The organism is Pseudomonas sp. LBUM1643, from assembly GCF_059716215.1.
Genome location: NZ_CP166813.1, coordinates 2,384,260 through 2,401,001 on the forward strand (window position 1 = coordinate 2,384,260; position 16,742 = coordinate 2,401,001).

A 16,742-nucleotide genomic window follows, 5' to 3' on the forward strand; every position below is an offset into this window, starting at 1 on the left:
GGCTTTTTCTTGGGCAGAAGAGGTTGCTCATCTTCGGCAAATTTAAAAATCCCATATTATGGGTTTGTAATTCACATATTGAACTAAAACCGCCGCTGGTTTATGGTCAGCCGTAACCCAGTGATCCGACACCAGTCGGGCACCGAGAATAAAGACAATAAGAGGAATTCCCCCATGACTGGTCCTTCACTGGACGTCCGTCTGCATGCCAGCACCATGAAGAAGCTCAACCTGAAGCTGATTCCGTTCCTGATGCTGCTGTACATGGTGGCTTACATCGACAAGTCGAACATTTCGGTGGCGGCGTTGACGATGAATGCCGACCTCGGCCTCAGCCTGCGCATGTATGGCCTGGGTGTCGGGCTGTTCTTCCTCACCTACATCCTGTTTGAAGTGCCGAGCAGCCTGATCCTGACCAAGGTCGGTGCGCGGCGCTGGATCGCGCGGATCATGATTACCTGGGGCATCATTGCCGCCGGCATGAGCCTGATCCAGAGCGCCAACCAGCTGTATGTCATGCGCCTGCTGCTGGGCGCGGCCGAAGCTGGTTTCACCCCCGGGATCATCTACTACCTGTCGCAATGGTTTCCCCGCAGCGACCGCGCCAGGGCCATGTCGTGGTTCTACATTGGCGCGGCATTGGCGTCGGTGATTGGTCTGCCGATGTCCGGCGCCTTGTTGCACCTGGACGGCGTGCTGGGAGTCAACGGCTGGCGCTGGTTGTTCCTGCTCGAAGGCATTCCGGCGGTGGTGCTGGGTGTTGTGGTCTTGCGCTACATGCCTGACTCGCCGACCACCACCCACTGGCTGGACAGCGCGCAGAAAGCCTGGCTCAGCCGCACGTTGCAGGCCGAACAGGCGACCACCGTGATCTCTCACAAAGACGCCTGGCACGTGGCCTTCCGCAGCCGTCAGGTGTGGTTGCTGAGTCTGTTCTGGTTGCTGCAAGCGTTCGGGACCATCGGTGTGACACTGTTTCTGCCGCTGATCGTGCAGTCAGTCTCCAAACAGGGTTCGTTCGTCGTCAGCCTGTTGTCGGCGATGCCGTTTTTCCTGGCCTGCGTGTTCATGTACATCAACGGTCGTCATTCCGATCGTACCGGCGAGCGAGGCTGGCACTTGGGTGGGCCGCTGCTGCTGGCCGGGGTCATGCTCGGCCTGGCGGTGTTCACCGGCAACCAGTGGCTGGCGTACGTGCTGCTGGTGGTGGCGGTCGGTCTGAACTGGGCGGCGACGCCCGTGTTCTGGGCCACGACCACTGAATACCTGTCCGGCCCGGCGGCCGCCGTGTCGATTGCCTTGATCAACTCCATTGCCAACATTGCCGGCCTGGGTCTGCCGCCGGTCATGGGCTGGATCAAAGACGCCACCCACAGCTACGACTATGCCTTGCTGATGGTGGCTGCCGCGCTGATTGCAGGCGGTGTGCTGGGTCTTTATCTGGGCGGCCAACGCATCCGCAAAGTCACTACTGTTGCTGTCCAGGGAGGCATCGATGAAATCAACCGTGCTTAAAGTCGCGCGTCTGCCGGACATGCTCAGCGAGCGGCTGTATGCCGACTATGACGTGCTGGAAGGCAGTGAAAGTGGCGAAGAACTGGAGGCGGACAAGGTTCGGGGTATCCGCGCCTTGATCGCCAATGGCGAGTCAAGGGTGCAGGCCGGTTTGATCGAGCGCCTGCCGGATCTGCAAGTGATCGTCGTGTTTGGTGTCGGCTATGACGGTGTCGATGTTGAAGCTGCCCGGGCCCGTGGCATCGCGGTGACCCACACCCCCGATGTGCTCACCGACGACGTCGCCGATTTCGCCATGACCTTGATGCTGGGCACTGCCCGTCGTATTGCCCAGGCCGATCGCTTTGTGCGTGAGGGGCGTTGGCAACAGGGGCCTTTTGCGTTCACGCGCAAGGTCAGTGGCAAACGCCTGGGCATCGTTGGACTGGGTCGGATAGGCCAGGCAATTGCCCGGCGCGCCGCGTCTTTCGACATGCACATCAGCTACCACGGTCGACGTCCGCTGGCGGTGGATTATCCGTACTACGCGTCGGTCACCGAGCTGGCTGCGGCGGTGGATTTCCTGCTGATCGCCGTAGGGGGAGGGCGCTCGACTCATCATCTGATTAATGCCGGTGTGCTCGATGCCCTGGGCAGTCAAGGCATCCTCATCAACGTCGGGCGCGGCAGTGTGGTCGATGAAGCGGCGCTGGCACAGGCGTTGGCCGAGGGGCGTCTGCTGGGAGCGGGGCTGGACGTGTTCGAAGATGAGCCGAGGCCACACGCTAGCTTGCTGGACCTGGACAATGTGCTGCTCGCGCCGCATATGGCCAGTGCCACCTGGGACACGCGGCGGGCGATGTCGGAGTTGACGCTGGCCAACCTGGCCGCGCATTTTGCAGGTGAGCCGTTGCCGACGCCGGTCCCGGATTGATCGGTTGAGGTGATCGCCTCACATAGTCGTGCTGGCAGTACTCGGTGCGGGGGGATGAAGCGACAGTCACAGCTAAATGCCAGCAAGCTGTTATTTCTGCTCTTTCGATATGTTGTCTGTGCGGGCACAATGCGCATCCTTTTTTGGCTAACCTTGCCGGATGCCTCGAAATGATCAAAACGCCGTACTACCTCATCGATAAGCAGAAGCTTCTGGTCAACATGCAGAAGATCGCCTACGTGCGCGAACAGTCCGGGGCCAAGGCCCTGCTGGCACTCAAGTGCTTCGCCACCTGGTCGGTGTTCGACCTGATGCAGCAATACATGGACGGCACCACGTCGTCGTCGCTCTACGAGCTCAAGCTCGGTCGCCAGAAGTTCGAAGGTGAAGCGCACGCCTACAGCGTGGCCTGGGCCGACGATGAGATCGAGGAGATGCTCGATAACTGCGACAAGATCATCTTCAACTCCATCAGCCAGCTGCAACGCTTTGCCGAGCGCTCCGAAGGCAAGACCCGCGGCCTGCGCGTCAACCCGCAAGTGAGCAGCTCCGATTACCTGCTGGCCGACCCGGCGCGTCCGTTCAGCCGTCTGGGCGAATGGGACCCGGTGAAGATCGAAGGCGTCATCGACCAGATCTCCGGTTTCATGTTCCACAACAACTGCGAGAACGGCGACTTCAGCCTGTTCGACCAAATGCTCTGCACCATCGAAGAACGCTTCGGCGAGCTGCTGCACAAGGTCAGCTGGGTCAGTCTGGGCGGTGGCATTCACTTCACGGGTGAAGGCTATGCGCTGGACGCGTTCTGTGCGCGGCTCAAGGCGTTCTCGCAAAAGTATGGCGTGCAGGTCTATCTGGAACCGGGCGAAGCGGCGATCACCAACAGCGCCTCGCTGGAAGTCACCGTGCTCGACACCCTTTACAACGGCAAGCACCTGGCGGTGGTGGACAGCTCCATCGAAGCGCATTTGCTTGACCTGCTGATCTATCGCCTCAACGCCAAGCTGGCGCCGAGCGAGGGTGATCACACCTACATGGTGTGCGGCAAGTCGTGCCTGGCCGGGGACATCTTCGGCGAATACCAATTTGATCGTCCGCTGACCATCGGCGATCGACTGTCGTTCATCGACACGGCAGGCTACACCATGGTCAAGAAAAACTGGTTCAACGGCCTGAAAATGCCGTCCATCGTAGTGAAACAACTCGACGGTACAGTCGAAGTGGTTCGTGAATTTGGTTACGAAGACTACCTGTCCAGCCTTTCGTAAAGCGGACAGATAAGGAGTGATAAAGCAATTGAAAAAGAACGTTCTTATCATTGGTGCAGGAGGTGTCGCCAAGGTGGTGGCCCACAAGTGCGCGCAGCACAACGACGAACTCGGTCGTATCGCTATCGCGTCGCGCAACATCTCCAAATGCCAGGCCATCATCGACAGCATCAAGGCCAAGGGTAGCCTCAAAGTCCCCGCCGACATCAAGGCCTTCTCGCTGAACGCTCTGGATGTCGAAGCGACCAAGGCACTGATCCGCGAGACCCAATCGCAGATCGTGATCAACGTCGGCTCCGCGTTCCTCAACATGTCGGTGCTGCGTGCCTGCATCGATACCGGCGTGGCCTATCTGGACACCGCCATCCACGAAGAACCGGGCAAAGTCTGTGAAACACCGCCCTGGTACGGCAACTACGAGTGGAATCACCTCGAAGAATGCAAAGAGAAGAACATCACCGCGATCCTCGGTGTGGGCTTCGATCCGGGTGTGGTCAACGCATATGCCGCACTGGCACAGCAAACGTATTTCGACCGCATTGATTCGATCGATATTCTCGACGTCAATGCCGGCTCACATGGCAAATATTTCGCCACCAATTTTGACCCGGAAATCAATTTCCGTGAGTTCACCGGACAAGTGTGGAGCTGGCAGAACAGCCAGTGGACCAGCAACACGATGTTCGAAGTCAAACGCACCGACGATCTGCCTGTCGTCGGAGAGCAGAACCTGTACCTGACAGGTCACGATGAAGTGCACTCCCTGTCGAAAAACCTCGACGTGCCGAACGTGCGTTTCTGGATGAGCTTCGGCGAGCACTACATCAACGTGTTCACCGTGCTGAAGAACCTTGGCCTGCTCTCCGAGCAACCGGTCAAGACCGCTGAAGGCCTGGAAGTGGTGCCGCTCAAACTGGTCAAGGCCGTACTGCCTGATCCGGGTTCGCTGGCGCCTGGCTACACCGGCAAGACCTGCATTGGCGACCTGGTAAAGGGCACCAAGGACGGCAAGCCGCGCGAGGTGTTCATCTACAACGTGGCCGATCACGAGCAAGCCTACGCAGAAACCGACAGCCAGGGCATTTCCTACACCGCTGGCGTGCCACCTGTCGCCGCAGCGCTGCTGGTCGCCCGTGGCGAGTGGGATGTGCAGCGCATGGTCAACGTTGAAGAGTTGCCGGCTGAGCCGTTCCTCAAGGCCCTGGATGTCATGGGCTTGCCGACGCGCATCAAGGACGAAAATGGAGATCGTCCCTGGAACTGAAACCCCTGAGACTCCCGACATACCGGTGAGCCTCATTCAGTGCTCCGTTCGTCGATAAAAAAACGCCGCTCAATTGAGCGGCGTTTTTATTTGTCTTGTTTAGTCCTGAACCGCGGATACCCGTAGGAGCTGTCGAGTGAAACGAGGCTGCGATCTTTTGATTCTGTTTTTCAAAAGCAAGATCAAAAGATCGCAGCCTCGTTTCACTCGTCAGCTCCTACAGGAGTGAGGCTCTCGAATTTAGTGGTGCGCAGTCAGAGCGCGTAGCCCAGAACCTGCCCTGACTGGGATTCCTGCGACGCAACCATCAGATGCAACGGCATGCATTCGACTTCCATGCACACGATTTCAAACCCGCCCACTACCTGCACCTCTCGCTCCCCCAAAGTGGCTGCTTCATCGGCCAATGCCTTAGCCATTCTCGCGTGGTTCGCTGCGATTTCATTGAGAGTTGACACGTTCCGTCTCCCGGTGACTGACCTAGCCTAGCGCTGGCGTCCTTGATTGTTGATTTGAATGCCGTCGCGTCAGAATTACGTTGTTCTGGGCCAGCTATCTGCGTCCTTTGCAATCCTTGAGCCAGTCATGGTCAGAAAAGTGGCGCAGCCACCTTTGACCCGATGATCGGCATGTTCACGCCGATAACCGAAGCTTAGGTCAACTTTGCAAACTCACCTGAAAAACGTTTCACCCCCTTCATAGAAGAAACCTTTTTGTACGCATTAATATGACTTTATATCGGCGTCAATTTTTATCTCTAGTTCATGTAACCAAAAGCGATTGTCTTTAGCACAATTCATTTACTCCAACTTTCAGAACCTCAGCCATAAATAACAAAGTGCCATCACGCTCTTCGGCAAGGACTACGACAACCTTAAAAAAACAATTATTTGACGACAAAAAACAGTCATATCCTCCCTATTAAGTCGGTGATTAATCATGATCAAGATCATGGCCTGCTTTTTAATAGGAGCTGTACTCGCAGGATGCAACGGCATGGTAAAACCCGATTTTTCGGGGGCTGCCAACGATTCCTACTTCACGATTTTCTCAGGCTTTCCTCTTCCGTATATGTACATGGCGTCGGCCGTGCAATGGAATGAGGATTACGCCGTCACGACCCGGCATACGCCGCTGATTCCCAACGTGCAATACAGTTGCAGCACCGGCTGTGACCTCGTCTTCATCCGCCACAAAGCCAACGGCCACTACCCATCATGGCGCGCACCGCGGGTGGGCGAGGACATTACGGCCGTTGGGTCGAGCCCGTACATGGCCACCGCTACCGGCCGGGGCAAGGTGTACCAGGCGCCTTTTCTCAATACCGATGAACACAGTGGCGACCTCTATGCCATCCACGATGCTCCGCTGGTCAAGGGGATGTCCGGTGGCCCCGTAATTGCCAACGATGGCAGCGTCGTCGGTATTAATATGGGGTTCTATTCCACGACGTTAAACGATGTCAGTGCGCATCCCGGTGTAAAAGGCGCGCAACGGATCAGCGTTTTTATTCCCTATTCGATTATTCAACGTGAATGGCAATTGTTACAGGCTAAACTGGATAGTCCGCACGGGACGAAGTTTGCCGCCAAGTAGTAATCAAAGGTTGTTGACATGTGTAACGAGGGAGTGAACTCCCTCGTTACAGCTACGGTGTCGCTTCACAAGTCTTTCTTGTATTCCTGGTCGAGATGCTTGTCTTCCTTGTGACGTTCTTTATCGAGGTGCGTGTCCTCTTTGTCCATGACGTCTTCGTCATGTTTCACACCGTTATCGATCTCGTCGGCATCGTGATCGACACCTTTGTCAATTTCCCGATGGTCGTGGCGGACACCTTTTTCGAGAAGGTCTTCGGCGTGGGCAACCCCGACAAGGGTGAGGAGGCCTGCGACTAGCAGGGGCGCAATGAGCAGCGCTTTAAGCGTCTTCATGTCGTTCTCCGTTGCTGGAGCCAGCGATTGGGCGGTTGGATGAATCTCATATTCCTTAAAGGTATAAATAGATAATTATATATTCCTTTTAATGTTGGTTCGGTCGGTGCACTTTGGGGGCCTGCACATCCGTGCGAATAATCACGACACTTGCCAGGAAGCCTCAATATGACCATCAAAGCGATCAACGTCCGCAACCAGTTCAAGGGCGTCATCAAGGAAATCGTCGAAGGCGAAGTGGTGTCTGAAATCGACGTGCAAACCGCCTCCGGCATCGTCACCTCGGTGATCACCACGCGCTCGGTGCGCGACCTGGAATTGAAGGTCGGCAGCGAAGTGATTGCCTTCGTTAAATCCACCGAGGTGTCGATTGCCAAGTTGTAATCAGCCTCGCTTTATCGGTACTCGATGACGATGCCTTTGAGCTTGCGGCCCTCGATGGTTTCGATGTCGCGGCTCCACAGCGGACCGGTGACATAGCGGGCCACGGGCTGGATATGATCGTAGACCACCACCACCGCATCACCGCCGAGTTTGGCGGTTTCATCACGCAGCTTTTGTTCGACTTCGGTTATGGGAGGCGCGGGATCGATGCTGGCGTCGATGAGGATTTCACCGAGTCGGATAGGTGGGCTCAGGGGGCACGCCATACCCCTTGTAAGAGCAAAGGTTGCTCGCGATGGCGGCTTGATAGCCGATAGGTTTCTCGCTGATGCACCCGGATTAACTGTGGGAGCGAGCCTGCTCGCGATGGCATCCTGAGGGCCAACCCATATCCCGCAGATGCACTCGGATCAACTGTGGGAGACTCTATGTTGCCCGACAATCCCAATTTCTCAGGCCGACAGGTATTTTCTCTGATTTTTCATCAGGGCGAATGCCACTCGGCATTCCCTCGCTCCGGTCCTGCTCCCTGGGCCCGCCGCGATCGGCCATCCATGGCCGTGCGCGGCTAACCCGGCATCCATGCCGGGTTGCCCACTGCGCAGAACCTGCGCTCGGCCTGCCGAGGGGGCAAGAAGATCAAGATCAAAAGCAGATCAAATGCCAAAGCGAGGCGGCCTGCCAGCCGACCTGACTTTCGAAGCGCACGCGGTCACCTGTGGGAGCCGAGCTTGCTCGCGATGGCGGCCTCATAGCCGATCGATATCTTCCTGATGCACCCGAATCAAACTGTGGGAGTGAGCCTGCTCGCGATGGCTGCCTGATCGGCGGTGAGATTCTTGCTGGTGTACATATCCATTCCTGCGGTAACGGCTGCTATGGGTTTCGCTCTTACAGCGAGTCACTTGGAAGAGCGCCAAGTAACCAAACGCTCTTGCCCCTTTCGTACGGTGCCTCGCTTAGGCTCGGCATACCCTCGCTCCGGTCCTGCTCCGTGGGCCCGCCGCGATCGGCCATCCTTGGCCGTGCGCGGCTAACCCGGCATCCATGCCGGGTTGCCCACTGCGCAGAACCTGCGCTCGGCCTTCCCATGGGGCAAGAAAATCAAAAGCAGATCAAAAGCCGAAGCGAGGCGGCCTGACAGCCGACCTGACTTTCGAAGCGCACGCGGTCACCTGTGGGAGCCGAGCTTGCTCGCGATGACGGCCTCACAGCCGATCGATATTTTCCTGATGTACCCGGATCAAACTGTGGGAGTGAGCCTGCTCGCGATGGCTGCCTGATCGGCGGTGAGATTCTTGCTGGTGTACATATCCATTCCTGCGGTCACGGCTGCTATTGGTTTTAAGATCGCAGCCTCTTTTCACTCGACAGCTCCTGCATATCGGCGTTTTTCCAATGATTTCCCGCCATCGTTAACGTCCATCGCGAGCAAGCTCTGCTCCCACAGGGAAACGCACAGGCCTCAAGCGTCAGGTCGGCTGTCAGGCCGCCTCGATTTACTTTTGATTTTGATCTCAGGCGCCCCGTTAAACCACGCTGGCCGAACGCAGGTATTGCGCAGCGGGTAAACCGGCAAGGATGCCGGTTTAGCCGCGCTGGGCCAGGGATGGCCCATCGCGGCGACCCGCGGAGCAATGCCGGAGTGAGGGCACACCGAGCCTAGGCGAGGTGCCAAGTGGTGGGGCAAGAGCGTTTGGGTTACTTTTGCGCTTTTCAAAAGTGACTCGCTGTAAGAGCGAAACCCATAGCAGCCGTAACCGCAGGAATGGATATGTACACCAGCAAAAATCTCACCGCCAATCAGGCCGCCATCGCCGGCAAGCCAGCTCCCACAGTTTGATCCAGCTGCATCAGGGAAATACTCATCGCCTATCAGACCGCAATCGCAAACAAGCTTTGCTCCCACAGACGCCCAGCTCTATCACTCATCCTTCTCGCAATTCACCATCCACGCCACACCAAACCGATCGTTCAACATGCCAAACCGCGCCGCCCAGAACGTCTTTTCCAGAGGCATCTGCACGCTGCCATCCTCTTTCAGCGCATTAAAGACCCGCTCCGCCTCGGCAATGCTGTCGACATTCAGCGAGATCGAACACCCGGCCATGTCATCGGTGGGCCGATCCGGCGTCGTGTCCGAGCCCATGATCGCCTGATCACCCACCAGCAGCCGGGTGTGCATGATCAGGTTATGCAGATCCGCCGGAACATGTTCGCGGGCGGGGCTTTCACCGAAGGTCATCATCATTTCGATCTGACCTTGCAGCGCCTGGGCGTAAAAAGTGAAGGCGGCTTTGCAGTCGCCGTTGAAGATCAGGTAGGGATTGATTTTCATGTTTCAGCTCCCGGTCATTGAAGGGATCACACCGGTTTTGACGACGCGTTCGCCAGCCAACTCCGATGGACATTGACCCGGGTAGCAAAGCCCTAAATCGCAGCGAGTGCTGAGGTATTTTTAGATGTTTTTTCTATGGAAGAGGCGAGGCTTATTGCTTCATTCGCACGACGCGGTGCCAGCAAGCGTTCGATGGCGCCACTGACCATGTTCTCCAGCATTTCATCGCGCTCGAATTCCTCCAATGGAGCGTGCGTCAACCAGGTCGGCGCGCTGTTGAGTATCGACGCAATGGCATGACCGGCGGCCACCAGACCCTCGGCGCTGAAGCGTGATCGAACACCGAGCATCTTCAGCAATTTACGCTCGTACTGTTCGCGCAATTGCCGAACCCGCTCCTGCTGTTCGTCATTCAGGCAGCCGCTGTCGCGCTCTGCCAGACGGAAGTGCCAGGGCATTTCCTGATGCAGATTCAGGTGGGCGCGAATCAGCCCATGGAGCCGATCGCGTTTGGCCGGCGCCTTCTGTTCGATGCGTCCCACGGTCGCCAGCAGCTCTTCGTAAAACTCCTCGATCAGGTCGAGGAGCAAGTGCTGCTTGCTGGGGAAATGGTGATACAGCGAGCCGGGCGCGAGCCCCAGGCACGTCGCGAGTTCGCGCATGCCGACCTGACCGAAACCCTTGCTGGCAAACAGCTCCAGCACCTTGTCCCGGTATTCGGCGAAGCGCGAGCAACGCTCAGGCATAGGCATGAAAGCCACGCCCCGTTTTGCGTCCGAGGTAGCCGGCGGCGACCATTTCCTTGAGCAGTGGAGCAGGGCGGTATTTGCTGTCGTTGAACCCGTCATAGAAGGCTTCGAGAATGGCCAGTACGGTGTCCAGGCCGATCAGGTCTGCCAGTGCCAACGGACCAATCGGCTGGTTGCAGCCCAGGCGCATGCCAGCGTCGATGTCGTCGACGCTGGCCAGGCCTTCCTGGAACACCAGAATCGCTTCGTTGATCATGGGCACCAGAATCCGGTTCACCACGAAGCCCGGACGGTTGCCGGCGGTGATTGCGGTTTTGCCCAGCGTGGTCGCCATGTCCAGCGCGAGGGCGTGGGTCGCGTCGCTGGTTTGCAGGCCGCGAATCACTTCGATCAGCCCCATCACCGGCACCGGGTTGAAGAAGTGCAGGCCGATGAAACGCTCAGGGTGGTTGACGCTGGCAGCGAGTTGAGAGATGGACAGCGACGACGTGTTGGAGGCGATCACGCATTCGGTACTGACCTGTGCGGCAATCTGTTGCAGCACGCGCAGTTTCAGGTCGAGGTTTTCGGTGGCCGCTTCGATCACCAGTTGCACGTCCTGCAAGCGGCTGTAATCGGTGCTGGTGCCGATGCGCTCGAGGATGGCGAGTTTTTGCGCTTCGGTCAGGGTTTCCTTGGCGATCTGGCGATCAAGGTTCTTGCCGACCGTTGCGAGCGCTTTTTGCAGGGCGCTCTCGGAGATGTCGAGCAAGGTTACGTTGAAACCGGCCTGGGCGCAGACCTGGGCGATGCCGTTACCCATGGTGCCTGCGCCGATCACGCCAATGTTTTGCAGATTCATGTTCCAGTCCTTGCGATCAAACCGTGCGATACCTTGGCCGCCGTGGCAGCCGAAAGCGTACTATTGGCCGCGAGTCTAGAGCTGGCAGGGCCGTTGTCCTATGCCAAAACTGTTCAACGGCACTGGCGTTTTTTGCCATGCGGACACCGGGGAGTGAAACGTTCACATGCGGGAAAAGGACTCGGTCGCCGTCTACTTTGTGCAGGCCATGATTCATGAACTGGGCGCGCATCCACAACGTCTGGAAGCGGTGCTGCAAGAGGCTGGCATCGACCCGGCACTGATCAGGCAGCCCACGGCACGCGTGCCGGCGAGTGCCTTTGCAGCGTTGTGGCTGATTCAGATCCGCGAGCTCGACGATGAGTTCTTCGGGCTCGACTCCCATGGCATGCCACCGGGTGCCTTCGCGCTGATCTGCCGGGCGCTGATTCAGGAACCCGACCTGCACAAAGCCATGCGCCAATGCCTGGCCAATTTTTCCCTGTTCCTGCGGGATTTTCGCGGCACGCTGGCCGTGCGTGGCAAACGCGCGGTCATCAGCCTGGAATCACAGGCCAGAAGCGACGACGTCAGTCGCTTCGGCGAAGAGACGTTTCTGGTCCTGATGATCAGCCTGCTGTGCTGGCTGGGCGGGCGCCGTATCCCCATCGATCGCGCCGATTTTCGTCATGAGCGCGTACCCCTGAGCGACGACCGTCTGCTCTGGGGGCCGAACCTGACCTTCGGCGCCGAACGCACCGAGATCGAATTCGCCAGTCATTATCTGCGCTTGCCGGTGGTCCAGGACCTGGCGTCGCTGAAAGTATTCCTGCGCACGGCACCGCAATGGCTGGTGATCCGATTCCGCAACCAGCATGGCTTGGCCTCACAGGTGCATCAGCGTTTACGCAACAGTCGTTACAGCGAGTGGCCGACCCTGCAAGCCTTCGCCCTGGAACAGCACCTGAGCCCCAGCACCTTCCGGCGAAAACTCGAGCGAGAAGGTTGTTCGTATCAGGAGATCAAGGACGAAGTGCGGCGCGGCGTGGCGTTTGAGCAACTGCGCCAGAGCAATGCGAGCATCGGCGACATTGCCGAGCGCCTGGGATTTCAGGAACCGAGTGCATTTCATCGGGCGTTCAAGAAATGGACGGGGGAGAGTCCGGGGAAGTATCGGGCGCGGTTTCAGGAAGTGATTGGCGAAACGTCTGACAGACGCGACTGATTGAGCGCGACCCCGGTGATTTCATCCGTTTCGGGCTGTAGAGTCTTGGGCCTTAGTCTCTGTTCAACACCGTTGTGACAAGGACGCTGACCCCAAGGAACTGGAGCCCTAGACGTGACCGATATTGAAAGTCTCGAAAACAAACCAAAAACCCTAGTAACAAAACACTACGCGCAGCTGAGTCGCGGACTTCTTTGGCTGAATGAACGTGCTTGGCCATTGGGCGGCAGTATCTTGCTAATTTCAGGGTTGTACTTGTTTCAATATATCCAGGTAGAAAAAATACCTTTAAGTATTACTTCTTCCGCAGCGGTCGCAGCGTTACCTGCGATGTTTGCAATGTTGGTCTTTTTTATTGCGATGTTAGGCTCGTTGGTCGTAATGCCGGCATTCATAATGTTCCAACGGTTGAATGACTCTGGCGAACGGTTGAGTGATCATTTTAATTTTGAAAGTCGTAATTCGGTGTCGACTGCGCTTCGTCGCCGCTTGGCATCGCATTGGGGGTATGGGCTCCTATTGCTGGGGTTGCATGTTTGGTTCATTGGCGCCATGGCACCTTATGTCAAAAGTAATAGTTGGTGGATCGTTCTTGAAGGGGTGGTGGGTGCACTCATTTTATGGGGACATGTCAGGCTAATTACACGGGTATTGAAAACCAGAACATCTAAAGAGTTTCGGTTTGCCTGCGTGATATCGGCGTTTGTTCAATGGTTTGCAATCCTCAACGTCACCATTGTCGCCGCTCGCAGCGCCAGCGAATATGTGGATGATGTTTATTGGTTTATACCGTTCATGCTGATTGTGTTGGCTCTGCTGTGGCTGATTCAGTTAGCTGGCACTTATTTTGTTGTGGTGACGCGTCGCCATGAACATCCAGTTGCTCACGCAGTATTGGTAGGGATGGCTGTGATCTTCGTGTTAGGGCTGATTCCGCCGGTGAGCGCAAAACTGGCAGGCGTTACCCTCCAAATTCCATCCACCGGGGCTCGTAACTGCACGGTCATGACTTGGGCGCCAGGTACTCAGGTACTGGAATCGGTGAAGAGTCCAAACGATCCTGAACGCAGCGTTAAATTACGAGTCTTGGCCGAAGCCGATGGGATGTATATCGTTCGGCCCTGGCGCACAGAAACCAAGGCAGTACAGTTCATCCCGCGAACTAGCGTAACTGGGTTCGATGAGTGCTCACGTGATTTGAATACTGCCGACGCCCACTCGTCAACTTGATAGGAAGGAAATACGTGTTGAACATCAGCTGGGCGAGTTACCAGTTTGAGAAAAATCGGGAGCAGTAGGCGAGGGTTTCGCTCGATAAGATCAGTAGGTGGTTTAGCTGACGTACTATGTTGGATCACCCGCCATTATTTGCTGAGCCCGCCAACTTTATGCCAGTTGCTCTAAACCGCTTCACCACCTTGCTGGATCAGGCTCGACGCGCCTTGCTGCTGGTCTGGGGCACCTCGCGCGCGTTGTTTCTCGGCCTGGTGCTGGCCACTCTGGTCGCCGGTGTTCTGCCGGCGCTGGCGGCGTGGTTGGGCCAGCGCATCGTCGATGCCGTGGTGTTCGCGATGCAACTGCATGCCCAGCAGGGCAGTGCGCCATTGTGGCCGGTGGTGCGTTACGTGTTGTTCGAGGCTGGTGTGTTGGCGTTGTTGTCCGGGACTCAGCGGGCATTGTCCGTTCAGCAATCGTTGTTGCGGGTGCAGTTGGGGCAGAAGGTCAACACGATGATTCTGGAGAAGGCCCAGACGCTGTCGCTCGTGCAATTCGAGAATTCCGAGTTCTACGACAAACTGGTCCGGGTGCGGCGCGAGGCGTCGACCCGGCCGTTGGCATTGGTGATGAAGTCCCTGGGGTTGATCCAGAACCTGATCGTGCTGATCAGCTTCGGCGTATTGCTGGTGCATTTTTCGCCATGGGCGCTGGTGTTGCTGGTGGTCGGGGCGCTGCCGGTGTTCTTCGCCGAAGCGCATTTTTCCGGCGATGCCTTTCGCTTGTTTACCCGTCGTGCGCCGGAAAGCCGGCAGCAGAATTACATCGAGACGCTGCTCTCCCACGAGGCCTACATCAAAGAGGTCAAGCTGTTCGGCATTGCGCCCCTGTTGTTGCAGCGCTACCGCGATACCTTCACGCGTCTGTATGCCGAAGACCGCCGGCTGACCTTGCGCCGGGATGGCTGGGGTTTTGTCCTCGGATTGCTCGGCACGGGTGCGTTTTACCTGGCTTACGCCTGGGTCGTGGTCGACACCGTCCATGGCAACATCACCCTCGGTCAGATGACCATGTACCTGGTGCTGTTCAAGCAGGGGCAAACAGCGGTGAGCAGCAGCCTGAGCGCTATCAGTGGGCTGTACGAGGACGGTCTGTATCTGTCGAGCCTGTATGAATACCTGGCCGAGCCGGTGATTGTCGACACCGGGCACTTGACCGTGGGCGCAGTACCGGGCGATGGCTTGCGTTTCGAGAACGTCGGTTTCCGCTATCCGGGGGCGAGTCGCGCGGCCCTTGAAGGCATCGATTTGCACCTGGTGCCTGGCCATAGCGTCGCGCTGGTCGGGGAAAACGGTTCAGGCAAGACCACGCTGATCAAGTTGCTGACTCGCCTGTATCGCCCCGATCAAGGCCGTATTCTGCTGGACGGCAGCGACCTGAATACGTGGCAGGAAGAAGCGTTGCGGCGGCGCATCGGCGTGATTTTCCAGGACTACATCCGTTATCAATTCACCGTCGGTGAAAATATCGGCGTTGGCGATACGCAGGCGTTCAGCGATGAAATCCGTTGGCACGAAGCCGCCACTGAAGGCATGGCGGCGCCCTTCATCAAAGGCCTGGACCGAGGCTATGCCACGCAACTGGGACGGTGGTTTGCCGGCGGGCAGGAACTGTCGGGCGGGCAATGGCAGAAAGTCGCCTTGTCCCGCGCCTACATGCGCCGCGACGCCGACATCCTGATTCTCGACGAACCGACTTCGGCCCTTGATCCGGCGGCGGAAGCGGCGGTGTTCGAGCATTTCAGCCAGCACACCGAGGGGCGCATGACGTTGCTGATTTCTCACCGGTTTTCCAGCGTGCGCAATGCCGACCACATCCTGGTGCTGGACCAGGGCACGATTTTGGAGCGAGGCGATCACGACAGTCTGGTCGCCACCGGAGGGCGCTATGCGCAGCTGTTTCACTTGCAGGCGCAGGGCTATCGATAACCCTCAGGAATCGTGACCGCCGTGAGCTGTCGTTGGCCCGGCGACCTGCGGCGGCCTGGCTTTCATCAAGCCGTCGAGGGCCTGCCGGTACTGCGCACCACCCAGGCTCATGCTGTTGTTGTGCGTACCACCGGGCACCAGTAACAGGCGCTTGGGCTCGTTGGCGGCGTTGAAAAGTTGCTGACTGAAGCGCGATGGCATGAACTGATCGGCCAGGCCATGGACTACCAACAAGGGCATGTCGATGTCGACGATCTTGTCGATGGAGTCGAACTTCTGTGACAGCAGCCAGCGCACCGGCAGCCATTTCACCGGCAGATTACTGTCGGCTACCTGCGCCACCGCATCACCCAGCGAGGTGAATGTAGACTCGATCACCAGGCCGCGCACGGGGACCGGGCCGTGGTCTTTTTTCGCCTGAGCCGCCAGGTCTGCAGCGAGGTCGATGGCCACCGCGCCCCCGAGGGAATGGCCATAGATCAGGCGTTTGCTGGCATCCGGCTGCATGGCCGTGAAGCGCTCCCAGGCTGCTCGTGCATCCTCATAGACACTGGCTTCAGACGGCAAATCCCCCTTGCTTTGACCAAAGCCGCGGTAGTCGATGGCCAGCACTGAATAGCCCATGGCACGCAGTTGCTCGATGCGAAACGCCTGGCCGGTCAGGTTCCAGCGTACGCCGTGCAGATACAGGATCGACGGCGCATCACGACGCGCGGCCGGCCACCACCAGGCATGCAGGCTCTGACCTGCCTTGAAGCTGGCGGGTTTGATGTCGAATTCCTGAACGTCTTGCGGCAAACCGCGATACCAGCGGGCGGTGCCAGGCTCGATGCGAAACAGCAATTCGCGCTCTTTGTACTCAAGCACCCCGCAACTCGCCGGCAGGCCGACAATCAGCACGGCCATGCACGACAGCGACAGCCAGCGTCGGCGTAGAAGAGCGAGGAGGGAAGAGGTCATGTGTATCAATCACCGGCAAGACATCTGAAGTTCGGTTTTTAACAGAAGCGCGGCGCAGACGGGGAAATTATCGACAGACCGTGGCACCCACCCTGTTGCAGCTGCCGAGGCACGAGGCTGCGTTGCGTGTGCGCAGGACCGCCCTCGGGGGCCGCTGCGCAGCCCGACGCAG

15 protein-coding genes and 1 pseudogene are annotated in these 16,742 nt (G+C 57.8%); 9 read left to right on the forward strand and 7 right to left on the reverse strand.

Translation table 11 applies throughout. From position 1 onward, the window contains the following. The first annotated feature begins 174 nt into the window (after positions 1 to 174). The 4 genes from ACA063_RS10755 (at position 175) to ACA063_RS10770 (ending at position 4,960) form a co-directional block, all read left to right on the forward strand. Positions 175 to 1,515, forward strand: a complete 1,341-nt coding sequence (locus ACA063_RS10755) for an MFS transporter (RefSeq protein ID WP_497665825.1) — start codon at positions 175 to 177, stop codon at positions 1,513 to 1,515. After that, positions 1,496 to 2,428 (forward strand): 2-hydroxyacid dehydrogenase, encoded by a 933-nt coding sequence (locus tag ACA063_RS10760; RefSeq protein ID WP_497665826.1) that lies wholly within the window; start codon positions 1,496 to 1,498, stop codon positions 2,426 to 2,428. Before ACA063_RS10755 ends, ACA063_RS10760 begins: the two co-directional genes overlap by 20 nt. Before the next feature lie 170 nt (positions 2,429 to 2,598). Then, a complete protein-coding gene (locus tag ACA063_RS10765; RefSeq protein WP_162441094.1) occupies positions 2,599 to 3,696 on the forward strand; it encodes a carboxynorspermidine decarboxylase in 1,098 nt (365 codons plus the stop codon). Between the two features lie 28 nt (positions 3,697 to 3,724). Further along, entirely contained in the window at positions 3,725 to 4,960 is a 1,236-nt protein-coding gene (locus ACA063_RS10770) for a saccharopine dehydrogenase family protein (protein WP_497665827.1), read from the forward strand. 254 nt (positions 4,961 to 5,214) lie between these two features. On the opposite strand, the gene ACA063_RS10775 is transcribed toward ACA063_RS10770, so the two are convergent. Next, on the reverse strand, positions 5,215 to 5,418 hold the full coding sequence (locus ACA063_RS10775; protein ID WP_162441096.1) for a hypothetical protein: 204 nt from the start codon (positions 5,416 to 5,418) through the stop codon (positions 5,215 to 5,217). A 538-nt stretch (positions 5,419 to 5,956) separates the two neighbouring features. Here ACA063_RS10775 and ACA063_RS10780 point away from each other — a divergent pair. After that, the gene (locus ACA063_RS10780; RefSeq protein ID WP_497666505.1) at positions 5,957 to 6,556 is read left to right on the forward strand and encodes a trypsin-like peptidase domain-containing protein; all 600 of its coding nucleotides are present in this window, start codon (positions 5,957 to 5,959) and stop codon (positions 6,554 to 6,556) included. A gap of 65 nt (positions 6,557 to 6,621) precedes the next feature. Here ACA063_RS10780 and ACA063_RS10785 read toward each other — a convergent pair whose 3' ends face one another. After that, positions 6,622 to 6,891: a hypothetical protein gene (locus ACA063_RS10785; RefSeq protein WP_497665828.1), complete on the reverse strand. Its 270-nt coding sequence runs from the start codon at positions 6,889 to 6,891 to the stop codon at positions 6,622 to 6,624. A 168-nt stretch (positions 6,892 to 7,059) separates the two neighbouring features. Between ACA063_RS10785 and ACA063_RS10790 the strand changes: the two genes are divergently transcribed. Beyond that, on the forward strand, positions 7,060 to 7,275 hold the full coding sequence (locus ACA063_RS10790; RefSeq protein ID WP_038983759.1) for a TOBE domain-containing protein: 216 nt from the start codon (positions 7,060 to 7,062) through the stop codon (positions 7,273 to 7,275). A gap of 11 nt (positions 7,276 to 7,286) precedes the next feature. On the opposite strand, the pseudogene ACA063_RS10795 reads toward ACA063_RS10790, so the two are convergent. The 4 genes and pseudogenes from ACA063_RS10795 to ACA063_RS10810 form a co-directional block, all read right to left on the reverse strand. Continuing rightward, positions 7,287 to 7,532: pseudogene (locus tag ACA063_RS10795) on the reverse strand (hypothetical protein); the annotation flags it as partial. A 1,667-nt stretch (positions 7,533 to 9,199) separates the two neighbouring features. Further along, positions 9,200 to 9,613, reverse strand: coding sequence for a VOC family protein (locus ACA063_RS10800; protein ID WP_162441104.1), 414 nt, complete (start codon positions 9,611 to 9,613; stop codon positions 9,200 to 9,202). A 92-nt stretch (positions 9,614 to 9,705) separates the two neighbouring features. Further along, entirely contained in the window at positions 9,706 to 10,365 is a 660-nt protein-coding gene (locus tag ACA063_RS10805) for a TetR/AcrR family transcriptional regulator (RefSeq protein WP_497665829.1), read from the reverse strand. After that, the gene (locus ACA063_RS10810; RefSeq protein WP_497665830.1) at positions 10,352 to 11,203 is read right to left on the reverse strand and encodes a 3-hydroxybutyryl-CoA dehydrogenase; all 852 of its coding nucleotides are present in this window, start codon (positions 11,201 to 11,203) and stop codon (positions 10,352 to 10,354) included. Before ACA063_RS10810 ends, ACA063_RS10805 begins: the two co-directional genes overlap by 14 nt. A gap of 166 nt (positions 11,204 to 11,369) precedes the next feature. Here ACA063_RS10810 and ACA063_RS10815 point away from each other — a divergent pair, with 166 nt between their 5' ends. The 3 genes from ACA063_RS10815 (at position 11,370) to ACA063_RS10825 (ending at position 15,610) form a co-directional block, all read left to right on the forward strand. Beyond that, positions 11,370 to 12,407 (forward strand): AraC family transcriptional regulator, encoded by a 1,038-nt coding sequence (locus ACA063_RS10815; RefSeq protein ID WP_497665831.1) that lies wholly within the window; start codon positions 11,370 to 11,372, stop codon positions 12,405 to 12,407. A 114-nt stretch (positions 12,408 to 12,521) separates the two neighbouring features. Continuing rightward, positions 12,522 to 13,637, forward strand: coding sequence for a hypothetical protein (locus tag ACA063_RS10820; RefSeq protein WP_497665832.1), 1,116 nt, complete (start codon positions 12,522 to 12,524; stop codon positions 13,635 to 13,637). Between the two features lie 158 nt (positions 13,638 to 13,795). Beyond that, entirely contained in the window at positions 13,796 to 15,610 is a 1,815-nt protein-coding gene (locus ACA063_RS10825) for an ABC transporter ATP-binding protein (protein ID WP_497665833.1), read from the forward strand. A gap of 3 nt (positions 15,611 to 15,613) precedes the next feature. On the opposite strand, the gene ACA063_RS10830 is transcribed toward ACA063_RS10825, so the two are convergent. Further along, positions 15,614 to 16,570: an alpha/beta hydrolase gene (locus ACA063_RS10830; RefSeq protein ID WP_497665834.1), complete on the reverse strand. Its 957-nt coding sequence runs from the start codon at positions 16,568 to 16,570 to the stop codon at positions 15,614 to 15,616. Between the last annotated feature and the right edge of the window lie 172 nt (positions 16,571 to 16,742).

Coding starts and splice junctions, on each gene's coding strand:
- ACA063_RS10755 (WP_497665825.1), top strand. CDS start 175: ATGACTGGTCCTTCACTGGACGTCCGTCTGCATGCCAGCACCATGAAG.
- ACA063_RS10760 (WP_497665826.1), top strand. CDS start 1,496: ATGAAATCAACCGTGCTTAAAGTCGCGCGTCTGCCGGACATGCTCAGC.
- ACA063_RS10765 (WP_162441094.1), top strand. CDS start 2,599: ATGATCAAAACGCCGTACTACCTCATCGATAAGCAGAAGCTTCTGGTC.
- ACA063_RS10780 (WP_497666505.1), top strand. CDS start 5,957: ATGGTAAAACCCGATTTTTCGGGGGCTGCCAACGATTCCTACTTCACG.
- ACA063_RS10785 (WP_497665828.1), bottom strand. CDS start 6,891: ATGAAGACGCTTAAAGCGCTGCTCATTGCGCCCCTGCTAGTCGCAGGC.
- ACA063_RS10790 (WP_038983759.1), top strand. CDS start 7,060: ATGACCATCAAAGCGATCAACGTCCGCAACCAGTTCAAGGGCGTCATC.
- ACA063_RS10800 (WP_162441104.1), bottom strand. CDS start 9,613: ATGAAAATCAATCCCTACCTGATCTTCAACGGCGACTGCAAAGCCGCC.
- ACA063_RS10805 (WP_497665829.1), bottom strand. CDS start 10,365: ATGCCTATGCCTGAGCGTTGCTCGCGCTTCGCCGAATACCGGGACAAG.
- ACA063_RS10810 (WP_497665830.1), bottom strand. CDS start 11,203: ATGAATCTGCAAAACATTGGCGTGATCGGCGCAGGCACCATGGGTAAC.
- ACA063_RS10815 (WP_497665831.1), top strand. CDS start 11,370: ATGCGGGAAAAGGACTCGGTCGCCGTCTACTTTGTGCAGGCCATGATT.
- ACA063_RS10825 (WP_497665833.1), top strand. CDS start 13,796: ATGCCAGTTGCTCTAAACCGCTTCACCACCTTGCTGGATCAGGCTCGA.
- ACA063_RS10830 (WP_497665834.1), bottom strand. CDS start 16,570: ATGACCTCTTCCCTCCTCGCTCTTCTACGCCGACGCTGGCTGTCGCTG.